Source organism: Streptococcus oralis, from assembly GCF_019929345.1.
GTDB lineage: Bacteria > Bacillota > Bacilli > Lactobacillales > Streptococcaceae > Streptococcus.
This window is the reverse complement of sequence record NZ_JAHZPJ010000001.1, coordinates 326,332-341,702: the sequence shown is the minus strand read 5'-3', so window position 1 is coordinate 341,702 and position 15,371 is coordinate 326,332. Positions and strand designations below refer to the sequence as shown.

At 32.0% G+C, this 15,371-nt stretch carries 22 protein-coding genes; 21 read left to right on the top strand and 1 reads right to left on the bottom strand.

The window, feature by feature from the left end; translation table 11 throughout:
* Window positions 1-8 precede the first annotated feature (8 nt).
* Together K1I97_RS01795 and K1I97_RS01790 are read left to right on the top strand one after the other, a co-directional pair.
* The gene (locus K1I97_RS01795) at window positions 9-293 is read left to right on the top strand and encodes a DUF5962 family protein (RefSeq protein ID WP_000969636.1); all 285 of its coding nucleotides are present in this window, start codon (window positions 9-11) and stop codon (window positions 291-293) included.
* A 13-nt stretch (window positions 294-306) separates the two neighbouring features.
* Complete coding sequence (locus K1I97_RS01790) at window positions 307-603, top strand: DUF5966 family protein (protein ID WP_000998893.1); 297 nt, start codon at window positions 307-309, stop codon at window positions 601-603.
* A 13-nt stretch (window positions 604-616) separates the two neighbouring features.
* Here the strand turns inward: K1I97_RS01790 and K1I97_RS01785 are convergent, their stop codons facing one another.
* On the bottom strand, window positions 617-814 hold the full coding sequence (locus K1I97_RS01785) for a hypothetical protein (protein ID WP_001841477.1): 198 nt from the start codon (window positions 812-814) through the stop codon (window positions 617-619).
* Window positions 815-973: 159 nt separating this feature from the next.
* Here K1I97_RS01785 and K1I97_RS01780 point away from each other — a divergent pair, with 159 nt between their 5' ends.
* From K1I97_RS01780 to K1I97_RS01690, 19 genes are all read left to right on the top strand, one after another.
* Window positions 974-1,615: a hypothetical protein gene (locus tag K1I97_RS01780; protein WP_000933084.1), complete on the top strand. Its 642-nt coding sequence runs from the start codon at window positions 974-976 to the stop codon at window positions 1,613-1,615.
* Window positions 1,616-1,624: 9 nt separating this feature from the next.
* Complete coding sequence (locus K1I97_RS01775) at window positions 1,625-2,710, top strand: toprim domain-containing protein (RefSeq protein ID WP_048773356.1); 1,086 nt, start codon at window positions 1,625-1,627, stop codon at window positions 2,708-2,710.
* Between the two features lie 50 nt (window positions 2,711-2,760).
* A complete protein-coding gene (locus tag K1I97_RS01770) occupies window positions 2,761-2,994 on the top strand; it encodes a DUF5965 family protein (RefSeq protein ID WP_000152422.1) in 234 nt (77 codons plus the stop codon).
* Window positions 2,991-3,374 (top strand): DUF5945 family protein, encoded by a 384-nt coding sequence (locus K1I97_RS01765; protein WP_002933294.1) that lies wholly within the window; start codon window positions 2,991-2,993, stop codon window positions 3,372-3,374. The genes K1I97_RS01770 and K1I97_RS01765 overlap by 4 nt, the downstream gene beginning before the upstream one ends.
* Before the next feature lie 37 nt (window positions 3,375-3,411).
* On the top strand, window positions 3,412-3,684 hold the full coding sequence (locus K1I97_RS01760) for a hypothetical protein (protein WP_048773358.1): 273 nt from the start codon (window positions 3,412-3,414) through the stop codon (window positions 3,682-3,684).
* A 67-nt stretch (window positions 3,685-3,751) separates the two neighbouring features.
* Window positions 3,752-4,228 (top strand): type II toxin-antitoxin system antitoxin PezA, encoded by a 477-nt coding sequence (gene pezA, locus K1I97_RS01755; protein ID WP_048773360.1) that lies wholly within the window; start codon window positions 3,752-3,754, stop codon window positions 4,226-4,228.
* On the top strand, window positions 4,228-4,998 hold the full coding sequence (pezT, locus tag K1I97_RS01750) for a type II toxin-antitoxin system toxin PezT (protein ID WP_048773362.1): 771 nt from the start codon (window positions 4,228-4,230) through the stop codon (window positions 4,996-4,998). The genes pezA and pezT overlap by 1 nt, the downstream gene beginning before the upstream one ends.
* A 254-nt stretch (window positions 4,999-5,252) precedes the next feature.
* The gene (locus K1I97_RS01745; RefSeq protein ID WP_048773364.1) at window positions 5,253-5,936 is read left to right on the top strand and encodes a LexA family transcriptional regulator; all 684 of its coding nucleotides are present in this window, start codon (window positions 5,253-5,255) and stop codon (window positions 5,934-5,936) included.
* A gap of 2 nt (window positions 5,937-5,938) precedes the next feature.
* The gene (locus K1I97_RS01740; RefSeq protein WP_125353086.1) at window positions 5,939-7,354 is read left to right on the top strand and encodes a Y-family DNA polymerase; all 1,416 of its coding nucleotides are present in this window, start codon (window positions 5,939-5,941) and stop codon (window positions 7,352-7,354) included.
* A complete protein-coding gene (locus K1I97_RS01735; RefSeq protein ID WP_048773369.1) occupies window positions 7,351-7,716 on the top strand; it encodes a hypothetical protein in 366 nt (121 codons plus the stop codon). The genes K1I97_RS01740 and K1I97_RS01735 overlap by 4 nt, the downstream gene beginning before the upstream one ends.
* Window positions 7,706-7,996 carry a DUF5960 family protein gene (locus tag K1I97_RS01730; RefSeq protein WP_001080187.1) on the top strand — a complete coding sequence of 97 codons (291 nt, stop codon included), beginning with the start codon at window positions 7,706-7,708 and terminating at the stop codon, window positions 7,994-7,996. Before K1I97_RS01735 ends, K1I97_RS01730 begins: the two co-directional genes overlap by 11 nt.
* 294 nt (window positions 7,997-8,290) lie before the next feature.
* A complete protein-coding gene (locus K1I97_RS01725) occupies window positions 8,291-8,650 on the top strand; it encodes an SAG1252 family conjugative relaxosome accessory protein (RefSeq protein WP_048773372.1) in 360 nt (119 codons plus the stop codon).
* A 1-nt stretch (window position 8,651) separates the two neighbouring features.
* Window positions 8,652-9,017, top strand: a complete 366-nt coding sequence (locus K1I97_RS01720; protein ID WP_048773374.1) for a MobC family plasmid mobilization relaxosome protein — start codon at window positions 8,652-8,654, stop codon at window positions 9,015-9,017.
* The gene (locus tag K1I97_RS01715; RefSeq protein WP_125353084.1) at window positions 9,004-10,833 is read left to right on the top strand and encodes an SAG1250 family conjugative relaxase; all 1,830 of its coding nucleotides are present in this window, start codon (window positions 9,004-9,006) and stop codon (window positions 10,831-10,833) included. Before K1I97_RS01720 ends, K1I97_RS01715 begins: the two co-directional genes overlap by 14 nt.
* A 103-nt stretch (window positions 10,834-10,936) precedes the next feature.
* Window positions 10,937-11,164, top strand: a complete 228-nt coding sequence (locus tag K1I97_RS01710) for a helix-turn-helix domain-containing protein (protein WP_020998542.1) — start codon at window positions 10,937-10,939, stop codon at window positions 11,162-11,164.
* Window positions 11,165-11,433: 269 nt separating this feature from the next.
* Window positions 11,434-11,703 carry a DUF3173 family protein gene (locus K1I97_RS01705; RefSeq protein ID WP_000450956.1) on the top strand — a complete coding sequence of 90 codons (270 nt, stop codon included), beginning with the start codon at window positions 11,434-11,436 and terminating at the stop codon, window positions 11,701-11,703.
* Entirely contained in the window at window positions 11,675-12,862 is a 1,188-nt protein-coding gene (locus K1I97_RS01700; RefSeq protein WP_048773378.1) for a tyrosine-type recombinase/integrase, read from the top strand. Before K1I97_RS01705 ends, K1I97_RS01700 begins: the two co-directional genes overlap by 29 nt.
* A 225-nt stretch (window positions 12,863-13,087) precedes the next feature.
* Window positions 13,088-14,026, top strand: a complete 939-nt coding sequence (locus K1I97_RS01695) for a hypothetical protein (RefSeq protein WP_223330918.1) — start codon at window positions 13,088-13,090, stop codon at window positions 14,024-14,026.
* Between the two features lie 609 nt (window positions 14,027-14,635).
* On the top strand, window positions 14,636-15,367 hold the full coding sequence (locus K1I97_RS01690) for a hypothetical protein (RefSeq protein ID WP_223330919.1): 732 nt from the start codon (window positions 14,636-14,638) through the stop codon (window positions 15,365-15,367).
* Window positions 15,368-15,371: the final 4 nt, after the last annotated feature.

Sequence of the window (15,371 nt, the reverse complement as noted above, 5' to 3'; positions counted from 1 at the left end):
TAACGATTATGATGGAAGATACCTATTATCAATTAGAAGAGGCTTTGGTACAGGGATTTCAAACGCCTGAAGAATACCAAGCCTACAAGGAGTTAAAAGAACATTATGAGGAAGTGACGGGGGATTACAGCTTTTCTATACGAGAACTCACTAGCCAATTGGAAATCTCTCTTCAGAATCATCGAGGTGTGGACTTTGAAGAGCATGAAAAAGAGGAGTATTTGGACTTAGTTCAAAAGCTAGAGGAATTTGATTCCTCTCTTGCCACCCATTATCGTCAATTGATTGATTAGGAAGGAGAAAGTCATGAATGATTTACTCCTTATCCCAGTAATTTTTTTAGCAGTAGGAGGAATTCTCATTCTTTTATGGAGACTCTTTCTTATTGCCAGTGGACTTTTCCTTATTGGTTTTATCAGTTTTCTTATTTTCGTGGAGGTCTATGGAATTTATTTGTTCTTTACTGAACCGACTTTATACTTTGATGATATCAGGCAACATGGTTTAACTAGTTTTACGGCTGTGTACCTTTTCATCAATCTGATGTTGGTTCTAGGATTCAGTTGGCGTTTCATAAACTCCAAAACTAAGGAAAGTATGTAAACTTGTTAGATGGTTAAAAAACTTTATCTGAATCTAAATTCGGATAGGGTTTTTTATTTGCCTTGATTCTTTCATATACATCATAGCTAAATTGGAGTAATAATTTATGAAAATCATTATCCTCACTATTATTACTTGTATTTATGGCTTGTTTATGGCGTTCAATATGAGAAAGAGCTCTTCTCAAATTTTCTTCTTTTAATTTGTTCATATTTATATTATAAACTGAAGACAGCTAATTTTGATATTTTTCTCTGAACTGTACGATTTTTCGCCTGAAATGTAGGAATTACCTTTCGTTGTGATGTGATAAAACTTACAAGTTCTTTTTGTTATTCTTGACCTAGTTTTTATAGAAAGAAGGTCTAAGATGTTAAATAAAGTCAAAACTAAAGCCTTAATTAGTGTTGGAGCAGTAGCCGCAACTAGCTTTATTCTCATGATGGGATATACTGCTGGTCAACATTCTACTGCTAAACAAAGTCGCAAAGAAATCGAATTGGCTGCAGCTAAACTTGTAGAGGACAAACAAGCAGAAGATAAAGCCAGCATTTTGTCATCGGATACTGTAAAAGAATTTTTGACTCAGTACTATACGAAAGAAAAACTAGGAGAAAATAATACACGCATTCAACCTTATATGACTGAATCGGCTTATTCTCAAGAATTGACAAGTCAAAACGATGCCATGAACCAAGTGTATAAGGACTATATTTTGGATTATCATTTTGAAAAAGCTGATATCTTTGTCAATCAGACTACGAATCAAGCCATTGCCATGGTCTCTTATAATGTAACCTATGTATCTGATTTAAAGAATGCCAACCAATCAAAGACCAATCAGACAGAAACAAGAACTGTTAAATTGTCCTATTCTAAACTACCTGGTAAGTTATTGGTCAATCAAGTGCAGGTTTGGAAATCTGGGTTAGATGATTTAGATAAGGCCACTCCCAAAACTTTGGAAGAATCCTCATCTGTTCCATCACTGCCAAATACTACGACAAAATGATGATATTGCATGGAAATAGAAGAATGTAAGCAAATTTCAATTCTTGATGTAGCAAGTCGTTTAGGTATCTCCTTTAAACAAGTTTCTAGCAGTGTCTATGAACATCCTGAACACGATTCATTTCGGATTTTTTCAACTACCAATACTTTTAAATGGTTTTCAAGAGATATTCAAGGTGATGTCATTGATTTTGTTCGACTTGTTCAGGGAATTTCCTTTAAAGAAGCTCTATCCTTTCTTTCTGAAGAACCTTTTCAAAAAGAAGCTGTTCAAGAAAAAAGAGAGAGACCATTTTATTATCCTTTAAAGAGAGTAGAAGATTCTAACTGTAGTCTGGCCAGATATTACTTAACAGAATGTAGAGGAATTTCAGACGAAATTATACAAAAGATAATTCAACAAGGTTTGATAGCACAAGCTAGTTGGAAAACAAATGAAACTGTTGAACCTGTTATTGTTTTTAAAAGCTTTGATCATCGTCACAAGCTGCAGGCAGCAAGCTTACAAGGGATTTATAAGAATCCCGCTCTTTCTAGAAAGAGGTTAAAAACGATTCTAAAAGGAAGCCATGGACATATTGGAATATCCTTTGACATTGGTAAACCAAATAGACTGGTCTTTTGTGAATCGTTCATCGACTTGATGAGCTATTACGAACTGCATCAACAAAGTCTATCAGATGTTCGCTTGGTATCTATGGAAGGATTAAAAAGGTCTGTTGTTGCTTATCAAACTTTACGACTGATAGCTGAAGAAAATCAGAAGTTGGAATTTTTGGATACAGTAATACCTTCAAAGTTATTGCCTTTAATCAATACAATTCGTGATACCACCAGCTATTTTGATAATCATCCTGATTTATTGACACTTGCGGTAGATTGTGATGATGCAGGAAAAGATTTTTCTGATAAGTTATCTCAATCAGGATTTCCTGTTTTCCTGGATTTACCTGATAATGAATCTGGGAAAGAAAAAGTAGACTGGAATGATGTCCTTAGAGAAAAGAAATCAGATTTACAATTGATGATCGAGAATGCAAAAGATACATTGAGGAATCAACCAGTAAGACAAACCTCTCAATGTTTAGAATTGTGATAACAAAATCAAGACGTTTTAGCTAATATTAGAATGAAGGAGGATCGTATATGACCATTATTGAACGCTTAGAAGAAAAGGTCACTAGGCAAGAAAGTAAGGTAGCAAGAGAGACAGAAAAACTAGCTGCTTACAAAGAGCAACTGGAGACAGCGATGTTTGCGACGTTCAAAAGACGTCAAAGCATTAGTCACATGAGTTTTGAAGAAGCTCTTGACCATGCCTTCGGTAGAGAAAGACAATTCGATGATTCTGAATTTAGAAAGGATGAAATGAGTGAATGACAAAAGATTGGAATTTTAATCAACCATTAGAAAGTAAATCAGAAAATCAAGAAGATCCAGATAAAATTGCGGCCTTATTTGGTAATCATCAAGGAGGTAATGATGTAAATTATGAAGCAGCTTTTCAAAAGCGTAAACAAGCACCTGTGACGGAATCAAATTCTAGTTCTAAACCCAAAGTTACAGAGGTTAGAACAGGAAAAGAGACAGATATCACTACAAGTTATCAGCAACATCTTAAAAGACTGATTGCGGATAACAATAGCGATATTCAAAGTAGTCAAAAGAAAATTGAAGAGCTACATACGTTGATTGACACAAAGAATAAAGACAATAAGAAATTGCAGTCCATTTACGATGCGATTTCCGAATTACACTAAGCAGTCCTGATAGGCTGCTTTTTTTGAGAGGTTATAGATGTTTACAACATTTTTTAAGAAAAATCAAGACAATAGTGATGTATTTAAGAAGCTAATTCATCGACTATCTGATATGTCTGTCCAAGATCTTGAAAAAATAGACCGACTGCTAGATATCATTTTCACTCCAGAACAAGAATCAGAACAACTAAAAACAGAATCAATTTATAGGGAAGAAACATTGGACGACACATTAAAGGAAGCTAAGAATCAACTTCATAAGGAACAATTGGAGAAGAATTTAGAGAGATTTAGGAAAAATAGTCAATAATGCACCAAAATTGGTGCGTTATACTTTTTTATGCTATAATTGAATTATAAAAATAAAGGAGTTTGCCATGATTGGAAAGAACATAAAATCCTTACGTAAAACACATGACTTAACACAAGACGACTTTGCCCGAATTGTAGGAATTTCTCGAAATAGCTTGAGCCGGTATGAAAATGGAACGAGTTCAGTCTCTACGGAACTAATAGATATCATTTGCCAGAAGTTTAATGTATCTTATGTCGATATTGTTGGAGAAGATAAAATGCTCAATCCTGTTGAAGATTATGAATTAACTTTAAAAATTGAAATTGTGAAAGAAAGAGGTGCTAATCTATTATCTCGACTCTATCGTTATCAAGATAGTCAGGGAATTGGCATTGATGATGAATCTAATCCTTGGATTTTAATGAGTGATGATCTATCTGATTTGATTCATACGAATATCTATCTAGTAGAAACTTTTGATGAAATAGAGAGATATAGTGGCTATTTGGATGGAATTGAACGTATGTTAGAGATATCTGAAAAACGGATGGTAGCCTAATGGAAATCCAAGATTATACCGATAGTGCATTCAAACATGCTTTAGCTCGGAACGTTCGCTCACTGACAAGAGGAAAAAAATCCAGTAAGCAACCTATAGCGATTTTGCTTGGAGGGCAAAGTGGAGCTGGTAAGACTACAATTCATCGTATTAAACAGAAAGAATTTCAAGGAAATATTGTTATCATAGATGGCGATAGTTTTCGCTCTCAACATCCACACTATTTAGAACTGCAGCAAGAATATGGCAAAGATAGTGTTGAATACACCAAAGATTTTGCGGGTAAAATGGTAGAGTCTTTAGTAACAGAATTGAGTCATTTGGGATACAATCTTTTGATAGAGGGAACTTTACGAACGGTTGATGTTCCAAAGAAAACAGCACAACTCTTGAAAAATAAGGGATATGAAGTACAATTAGCCTTGATTGCGACAAAGCCTAAGCTGTCCTATCTGAGCACCCTTATCCGATACGAAGAACTGTACGCTATCAATCCAAATCAAGCACGCGCAACTCCAAAAGAACATCATGATTTCATTGTAAATCATTTAGTTGATAATACACGACAATTGGAAGAAGTAGCTATCTTTGAAAGAATTCAAATTTACCAACGAGATAGAAGTTGTGTATATGATTCAAAAGAAAATACAACTTCAGCAGCAACCGTTCTTCATGACTTACTATTTGGAGAATGGAATCAAGTAGAGAAGGATATGCTTAAATCAGGAGAAGAAAGATTGAAAGATTTAACTAATCGAAATGGTTTGTAGAGTTAGATTTTTAAAATAAAGTCTATTGGATCGTCAATTAAAAAATAACGATCCTTTTTTATATTCTCTATCTTCTTGTTCTTCATATTTTTTCAAAAGTTTTAGCATTCTTCAGTGATGATTTCCTAACAATATAAGTACGAATTTAGAGTAGTTTATGATTATTTTAAATCTTGGGGATTATTAAACTCTTGATTTTTTCCAGCAGCTATGGTATTCTTTTGTTAGTTAATAAACTTACAAAAGGAGAACAAATGTTTTCACCTATTAAATTAAAAGAAAAAAGAGAAAGTCAGGGGTTATCACAATCTCAACTTGCATCCAGTTTGGGAATCAGTAGAGCTTCATACTTTAATTGGGAATTAGGTAAAACAAAGCCTAATCAAAACAATCTAACCAAATTGAGTCAGATTTTGAATGTTGATCCTCGATATTTTGAATCAGAGTATGAAATAGTTGAAACTTATCTCAAGCTAACTGAAAAGAATCAAAAAGCGACACTTCATTATGCAAAAGAATTATTGAACAATCAAAACTCTAAAGTTGTAGAAGTTTCTGAACGATTTGCTTATAAGGTCTATGAAAAATTATCAGCTGGTACAGGAACAGCTTACTTTGATGATGGTAATTACGATACAGTTTACTTCAATCATCAATTTGATTATGACTTTGCATCATGGGTGTTTGGTAATTCAATGGAACCGACATATGAAAATGGTTCTGTAGCCCTTATTAAGCAAACAGGATTTGATTATGATGGAGCTATCTATGCCATCGATTGGGATGGTCAAACCTATATCAAGAAAGTGTATCGTGAAGAAAATGGACTTCGTTTAGTTTCACTCAATCGAAACTATTCAGATAAGTTTGCGCCTTATGATGAGAATCCTCGTATCATAGGGAAAATTGTTGGAAACTTTATGCCTTTAGAGGACTGAGTATGACTTGGTTTGATTATAGTCTCGAACCTAAAAGCGACATTGCCTTTATTGATATGAAATCTTTTTACGCAAGTGTAGAATGTGTAGATAGAGGCCTGCATCCACTTAAGACTTCACTTTGTGTTATGAGTCGTGCAGATAATTCTGCGGGTTTAATTCTTGCCTCCTCTCCTATGTTTAAGAAGGTATTTGGGAAATCAAATGTTGGACGTTCCTATGATTTACCATTTGATGTAAAGACTAGAAAGTTCTCTTACTATAATGCTAGAAAGCAAGGGTTACCGACAACGATAGACTATGTCCGTTATATAGAAGAGTGGGCAAAATCAACAGTGATTGTTCCTCCGAGAATGGATACTTATATTGCAGTCAATATGGAGATTCAAAAAATCTTTCAAGATTTTGCAGCACCAGACGATATTTATCCCTACTCAATTGATGAAGGTTTTATTGATTTAACAAGTTCATTAAATTATTTTGTGCCTGATAAAAGTATTAGTCGAAAAGATAAGTTAGACATCATCTCAGCTGCTATTCAAAAAAAGATTTGGAGAAAAACAGGAATCTATTCAACGGTTGGTATGTCTAATGCCAATCCCTTATTAGCAAAGTTAGCACTAGATAATGAAGCTAAAAAGACTCCGACAATGAGAGCCAATTGGTCCTATGAAGATGTTGAAAAGAAAGTATGGTCTATCCCTAAAATGACAGATTTCTGGGGAATTGGGAATCGGATGGAGAAGAGATTACATAGTTTAGGTATCTTTTCGATTAAAGAATTAGCTAAGGCTAATCCTGACTTGATTAAAAAAGAGCTTGGTATCATGGGCTTAGAGTTATGGTTTCATGCTAATGGGATTGATGAAAGTAATGTTCATAAACCTTATAAGCCAAAGTCAAAAGGAATAGGGAACTCTCAAGTTTTACCTAGAGATTATGTCAAACAAAGAGATATTGAAATCATACTTCGTGAGATGGCAGAACAAGTTGCAGTTAGATTGAGAAGAGCTGGTAAGAAAGCAACTGTAGTTTCTATACACTTAGGGTATTCTAAAGTGGAACAGAAACGATCTATTCATACTCAAATGAAGATTGAACCAACCAATCAAACAGCACTACTTACAAACTATGTTTTAAAGTTATTTCACACTAAATATACTTCAGGAGCTATCAGAAGTGTTGCAGTGAGCTATTCAGGTTTAGTAGATGAATCATTTGGATTGATTTCATTATTTGATGATGTTGAGAAAATAGAAAAAGAAGAAAGGCTCCAGTCCGCAATTGATGCTATTCGAACAGAATTTGGTTTTACTTCACTATTGAAAGGGAATGCCCTGGATCAAGCTTCTAGAACAATCGCAAGAAGTAAACTCATTGGTGGTCATTCAGCTGGAGGATTAGATGGACTAAAATGATGAATCGTTCTTATTTACCTTTTTTGTCTGCAAGAGAGTATCAAGACCGTGGGATGGCTAAGTGGATGGGATTCTTTTTGTCAGAACATTCCAGTTCTCTTTGGGAAGAAAAAAATAGAGAAGACATCTCCATTTCCCTATCAATGGAAGAGAAAGTTCTATTTGTTCGTCAACTTTATACGAATGTATTCCCAGCAACTTTTGTTTGTAAGCTCTCAAATAGAAGAAAAGTAGTATCGGGTATTGTTAAAGAGATTGGGAGAGAGTCTATATCCATTAAATCAGACTCTGGTTTTCTTCGATTAAGATGGGGAGATATACTCGATATACAGATAGAAGGGGTAGATTTATATGAATCGTAAAGAATTATATGATGATAAATTACAGCTAGATTATTTTTCTGATTCTTATTTAAGGTTTGAGTCAGATTTTTACAAGTATTCTGCTTTAGATATACCATTAACATTTATCACTGATGATATTTTACGCACCATGGCTATGTCTCAGAAACATTATTTTAAATTAAACAAAAGCAAATCTTTAGACAATCGTGATCATTACTTTGTTTTTTCTATCAAGATGAACAAAGATAGTAGTGGGATTAGGCAGTATGAATATCAGAGACATTGTTTTAATTTGTAAGAGTCCGATAGGGCTCTTTTTTCTGTGATAATTTTATCAAAAAGTATTTGTTATACTTTTTTTAATTTAGATTTATCTTGGGGGTTTGGGGGCGTGCCACCACATTTTCATATCGTTTGTTTTTTAAACCGTGAGGTTTGAAATGGCAGGCGATATGATTTTTGGGATATTGTGGACACAATATCTGAGCTCGCAAAGCCTTACAAAAATGTTGAATCTATTTTGAAAAATATACTGACAGTGTCTGTAAGCTTACATTGTCAGTACAGGTATCAATGAGGGAGGAAAAGTCATATGAAAAGAGATATACGTAGTATTCGGAAACAATTTCGCTTAACAGAAACGGAAGAAAAACAAATATTAGATTTAATGAGAGAGAAAGGAGAGGATAATTTTTCTGATTTTCTCCGTAAAAGCTTACTATTGTCTGATGGACAAAAACAGATGGAAAAATGGTTCAACATTTGGAAAAATCAAAAGTTGGAACAAATTAGCCGTGATGTTCATGAAATATTAATAATTGCTAAAATAAATCATCAGGTTACTCAAGAACATGTTTCTATTCTGTTAACTTGTATTCAAGAATTAATTAAAGAGGTAGAAAAAACAAGTCCTCTTAGTGAAGATTTTAGTAACAAATACATGAGGTGGTAGAGTGGAACACCGATATAGAACAAATTTAAAAAAAGTCTTTTTATCTGATCTCGAATTAGTCAAATTAAATGAAAATATCTCAAAAAGTAACTGCTTATCCTTTTCAGAATATGCTAGACGAACTCTATTAGATCCTGGTATGAATTTCATCACCATTGATACGAATAGTTATCAAGATTTAATTTTTGAATTAAAACGAATAGGAAATAATATTAATCAAATCGCCAGAAGCATAAATTATTCGAACTTAATAACGGAAGTTGAATTAGATGAATTGAGAAAAGGTATAGAAGAGTTAATAGTAGAAGTGGAGAAAGATTTTCTTATCCAATCTGAAAAATTGAGGAAATTTTATGGTCGTCACTAAACACTTTGCGATACATGGAAAAAATTATCGTAGTAAACTAATCAAATATATTTTGAATCCAAGTAAAACAAAAAACCTAACACTAGTTTCAGATTTTGGCATGAGAAATTATTTAGATTTTCCTAGTTATAAAGAACTAGTGAAGATGTACAATGATAATTTTTTAAGCAATGATACTCTTTATGAAATTCGTCATGATAGGCAAGAAGCAAATCAAAGAAAAATTCATTCTCATCATATCATTCAGTCCTTTTCTCCAGATGACCATCTTACTCCAGAACAAATCAATCAGATTGGTTATGAGACAGTTAAAGAGTTAACAGGTGGTAGATTTCGATTTATCGTGGCAACTCATGTTGATAAAGATCATATCCACAATCACATCATACTAAATTCAATTGATAAGAATTCTGATAAAAAGTTTCTATGGGATTATAAAGCAGAACGTAATCTAAGAATGGTTTCAGATCGTCTTTCAAAAATTGTAGGCGCAAAAATTATAGAAAATCGTTATTCTCATCATCAGTATGAAGTTTATCGAAAAACAAATTACAAATACGAAATAAAACAACGAGTATATTTTCTAATCGAGAACTCGAAAAATTTTGAAGATTTCAAGAAAAAAGCAAAAGCTTTACATTTAAAAATTGATTTTAGACACAAGCATGTTACTTATTTTATGACTGATTCAAATATGAAACAAGTCGTACGTGATAGTAAATTGAGTAGAAAACAACCTTATAATGAAACTTATTTTAAGAAAAAGTTTGTTCAAAGGGAAATCATAAACATCTTAGAATTTTTACTTCCGAAAATGAAGAATATGAATGAATTGATTCAACGAGCAGAATTTTTGGGCTTAAAAATAATTCCGAAAGCAAAACATGTTCTATTTGAATTTGATGGGATTAAGATTTCAGAGCAGGAATTGGTAAAAACGAATCAGTATAGTGTTAGTTATTTTCAAGACTATTTTAATAACAAAAATGAAACTGTTGTCTTAGATAATAAAAATTTAGTTGAACGTTACAATGAAGAAAAGCTAATTAAAGAAAAAAAGTTGCCGACAGAAGATGGGATATGGAAATCATATCAAGATTTCAAGAGAAATAGGGATGCTGTTCATGAGTTTGAAGTAGAGTTGAATCTTAATCAAGTTGAAGAAGTGGTAGAAGATGGAATTTACATTAAGGTACAGTTTGGAATCCGACAAGAAGGACTTATTTTTGTACCAAATATTCAAATCAATATGGAAGAAGAAAAAGTTAAAGTATTTCTCAGAGAAACTAGTTCTTACTATGTATATCATAAAGATTCAGCAGAAAAAAATCGCTTTATGAAAGGTAAAACTTTGATTAGACAATTTAATCTTCAGTATGAATCGCAGTATATGTATAGAAGAATTCCTCTTAGCAAAATTAAAGAAAAAATAGAACAATTAGATTTTCTTATATCTTCAGAAACTAGTTCGAATACTTATGAAGACATAACAAAAGATTTCATTGACCAAATATCATATCTAGAGAATATGATTCAACAAGTCCAAGATAAAATTGATAATTTGTCTAGTTTAGAGGAAATATTGTTGAATGATATGGAAAATGGTTCAGGAAATTTAGAAGATAATATTAATGTCAAAATATCAGTGGACACAATAGAGAAAGATTTGTTCATTTATAAAGGAAGGCTTGAAAAACTGAAGGAACAACATAGGGAAGCTATAAATTTATTTGAGATGTTTAATCGTACGATAAAGAACTACCAGAAAACAAAAAATACGAAATCTATCAAGGAAAATGAGATACATATAGAGTAAACAATTTCCTAAAAAGTATATCTAGAATAGTTTCATGTTCCAATTTGTCACATATTTAAAAATAAGAAAATAACTATATTATACTTGTTTTAGGAGACATTGGATGTTGAAAAGGATTAGAGATTTACGCGAGGATGATGATTTGACACAAGAATATGTTGCAAAAACAATCTTAAATTGTACAAGATCAGCGTATTCTAAAATGGAATCAGGTACCAGGTTAATCTCTATAGATGACCTTATCAAACTTGCAGATTTTTATAATGTAAGTTTAGATTACCTTGTAGGTCGAGTGGATAATAAAGAAGACTATTACTCTAAAAAGTATTAGGTTAAGAAAGCACATTGACAATTGAATAGTCCAAAATGGTACTTTCCTCATTTGTGGAGCAGTTTTGAATGGCTCGCCATGATAAGAGCGATATTAAAACCATCAATAAAATAGAGCGATACTTTATATGCCATGATACAAATGATATACAATGATACTTCTGACCGTTCAGGCTGCCACCGTAAAAGAGCAGCAAGTGAAATTCTTATGATGACTTCATCAGTCATGCCATGGAGGTGAAAAAATCTAAGAAAGGAAGTAGTAAAATCATGGAAACAGTAAACTATAAAGATTTAGTTGCGATTGGTTTTCCAGAGCACACATCGAGAAATATTATTAGACAAGCAAAAAAAATTGCTGTAAAAAAGTTTGAAGAAGCTAGAAAAAATGATAAGAATGCGGTACAATTAGGTTGTTCACCTTTCGATAATAAAAGGTTAGGCATTGCTCCTAAAAATATTGTAGAAAATTTAATTGGTATTTCTTTTTCAGATATAGAAGGTGAGAAAAATGGTTATATCAAAGACAAAGAAATATAAAGGTGTATACAAAGATTCAAAAGGAAAAATTTACTTTCAAATTGAATTAGGAGTTGATCCAATAACTGGGAAAAGAATTCAAAAGAAAGGAAGGAAAAATCAACAGGGACTACCGTTTAATTCTTTTAAGGAAGCTTATGAAGAGATACTTCGTTTAAAACATGAATTTGTGAACTCTACTATTAATAATAGTTTTCTAACTTTTAGAGAGTTTATGGAAGAGATTTATTTAAAATATTATCAACAAAAAGTTCAATTTGTAACTTATCAGACCGCTTTACCACATCATCAGTTATTTATTAAGCAATTTGGTAGTAAAAAATTATCAGATATTAGTACTATTGACTGTGAAAGATTTCGCTTAGCTATTATAGACAAGTATTCTAGTAACTATGCTAAAAATATGTGGTCTAGATTTAAAGCGTGTCTGGGCTATGCAGAAAGATTGGGTTATATTGATAGAGTTCCTTTTAAAGGATTAGATAATCCTAGAGGAAAGCACCCTGATACAAAATTTTGGACATTTGATGAATTTAAGAAGGTAATAAACTCTTTTGATATTAGTGAGTATGAGGGACTCCATAATTACATGACAATCTGGTTATATTTTATGACTGGCTTAAGAGTTAGTGAGGGTATTGCTCTTAAATGGGAAGATATTGATTTTGAACGTAAATGGATTCATGTTCATTCGACAATTGAGAAAGACAAAAACGGTGTATGGTATGCTAAACAACAAACAAAGACAGTAGCAGGGAATCGTAAAATTGATTTAGATGATTTTACGATTACAATACTTAAAAAATGGCGAGAAGTTCAAATAAAGAATGATGATAAAGATTATGTAATATCACGTTTTGGTGCCCCCTTGTGTAAGTCTACAATTTCTAGGATAATAAAAAGGCATGCTAGAGTTGCGGGTGTACCAGAAATTACGGGGAAAGGTTTAAGACATAGTCACGCTTCCTACCTTATAAATGTATTGCATAAGGATACCTTATATGTTTCATATCGATTAGGACATGCTGATAAGTCAACCACGTTGAATACATATAGTCACTGGTATTATTCAGGTGATTCAACAATTTCAGAAGAGATTACAGACAGTTTAGATAATCTTGGATTATCAATTTACCTACCAAATTCCTGCCAAAGTTGAAAATGGAGGAATTAACCCACTAATACTGGGAGAAAATAAGATTAGCAAATTGTTACTCTTAAATAATCGTTTATCGGTTGCTTAGGACTGAAAGTCTAGTATTAAAGCCTTTTCGTATTTGCAAAAGGTGATAAAAAGGGTTTCATTTTAATTGAAAGACCCCTGCAAATACCCCCACAAAAATTTGTGGGGGTATTTGTGAATTTCATTGAGGAATATTAAATTATGGTTAATGTTTATTTTTATAGAAGTGTTCAAGATTATCATAATAATGTCAAAAGTCACAATACTATAAATTATTCAAAAAAAGATTTTATTAGATATCTTATAAATGCAGGCAGATTTAGGAAGCAAAGAATTAGTTTTAATGGAATCAGATTTTATTTGAATTTAGTTCGAATGGCCTTAGCAGAAAATAATGGAAAATTTTATATTACTAGTGATTTTTCAAATTCTGAATCATCAATAAAAACAGCAATTTCATATTTCATAGGTATATTGTCAGCGTATGCCATTGCAGATAAACATTACAATATTCCTTATTTATTTCATTTAAAAGATCCAATTATTACAAACATAACTCGATACAAAGGTTATAATAATATTCCTGATTTTTTTGGTTTTAAAAATGGTTCTAACAATTCTCCTGTTCTACTTGAGGCGAAGGGGACAGTTAAAAGCAAATTAGGAAAAGATGTCATTTCTAATGCAAAAAAACAACTAAATGCAATCAATTCAATTAACTTTATAACTTCTAATGCTTCACATACAATATCAACCTTTGAGAGACATATAACAGGTTCTTATTTTAAAAAAGGAGAGTTACATTTTTGTGATATTGACCCTAAATATACGGGTGATTTAGTGTATAATTTTGATGCTAATTTAGCAATACAGGCATACTATCAAAACATCATGTTACTTTTACAGTCTGGAGAAAGTCATGTCAGAGTTGTAAATGGTATAAAATATCATCTTGTAGATTTTGAAGGCTATACTGTTGGTTTGAATGAATTTGTATTTAATAAGTTACAGAATAGGTCTGAAATTACAGGATTATATGATTCAATTTATAGAAGAGTAGTGGAAACTTATGACTCAAACATTGAGTTTTTAAAGGAGGAATCCATCTCTCTCGGAAGAGATGGAATAATTGTTTTATAACATTTTATAACATTGTTTATAGAAATGATTTTGAAAGATTTATCTCTAAGCCACCATTTCTAATTTCACATAACCATGTAAAGACACAATTATATAAAATCAATATGCTGATTGGTAATCTCCTCCACTTTCTAAATTGAAATGAGGAGTTTGGCTAAAGGATAGAAATTTTTAATTATCGTTGATTTGGCACTCTAAGAATACTCTAGTTAGTATTAAAAGACTTAGAGACTCTATTATTTTTGTGGAGATTTTTCGATACTAGGTACTCAAGAAGAAATCGCCTGGTGTACCGTTTCCAAAATGTTAGACAGCTTTTAAGTAAAAAATTTAGTTCTAAATTGCACAGAGCTAAATTTTTTAGTTTACTTTTAATTCGTTTGTTTGAGTTGAACTATATAAAGTAGCATCGTATTTTTGATATATATTATTTTATAAATTTTGTTTGATTTAGTTGATATTATTTATTGACAAAAAATGGATTATGAAGTATCTCATTGAGTAATGTTATTTAGGAATAGAGGCTAGAAAATAATGGCAATACGTGCTATTTTATGCTACAATGAGTATCAAGGTATATATAGATAAACGAAGAATAGAGGGAGTAAAATGAAGCTAAAAAAAACATTGTTCGGTTATTATCGTGCTAAAGAAGTTGACGATACTATCGAATCTTTAGAGGAAGGTTTTTACAATGAGATTCAGAAAAAAAATGATAAAATTGAATCATTGCGTAAAAAACTAGACTCTATGAGAGAAAAGGAAAAAGAGATAGGTGAGGCTGTTGTTTATGCAAAATCACTTATTATCTCAGCGCACAAAAGCGCTGAGCAAGAAGCAAAAGAAGTTTTAGAAAAAGCGCAAAAGGACTATCTGGATATACGCGAATCTATTCTGGAAGAGATTGATATCTTGACAAAAAAACGCATAGAAGCTGAAAGACTTTATCAATTACAAAGGGAAAAAATAAAAAATCTTCTAAATCAGGTTGATGATTTTCTTGATGATGAAAACTTAAATGAAGAGAGTGAAGTGATCACTCCGATTGATGACTCTTTTGAAGTTGATAACGAAGCTACACCTAATGAACAAGAAAACCAGAGCTTGTTTGAGAAAAAAGAAGAGACACCAAACACTTCCGTATCTCAAATCGAAGTTGTAAAAATTGAGAATATTGTTGCCAAGACAGGTACAGATAACTCAACTCCTGTTAATTATTTTATATCTTCTGACAAAGATATAGTTAAAGAAGATAATATCAAGGAAGACAATAGCAAAGAAGAACAAGCAGTGGAGAATACCAAGCATCTTTCAAGAGTTGAAGAGGATATCTTTTTATAAGAGG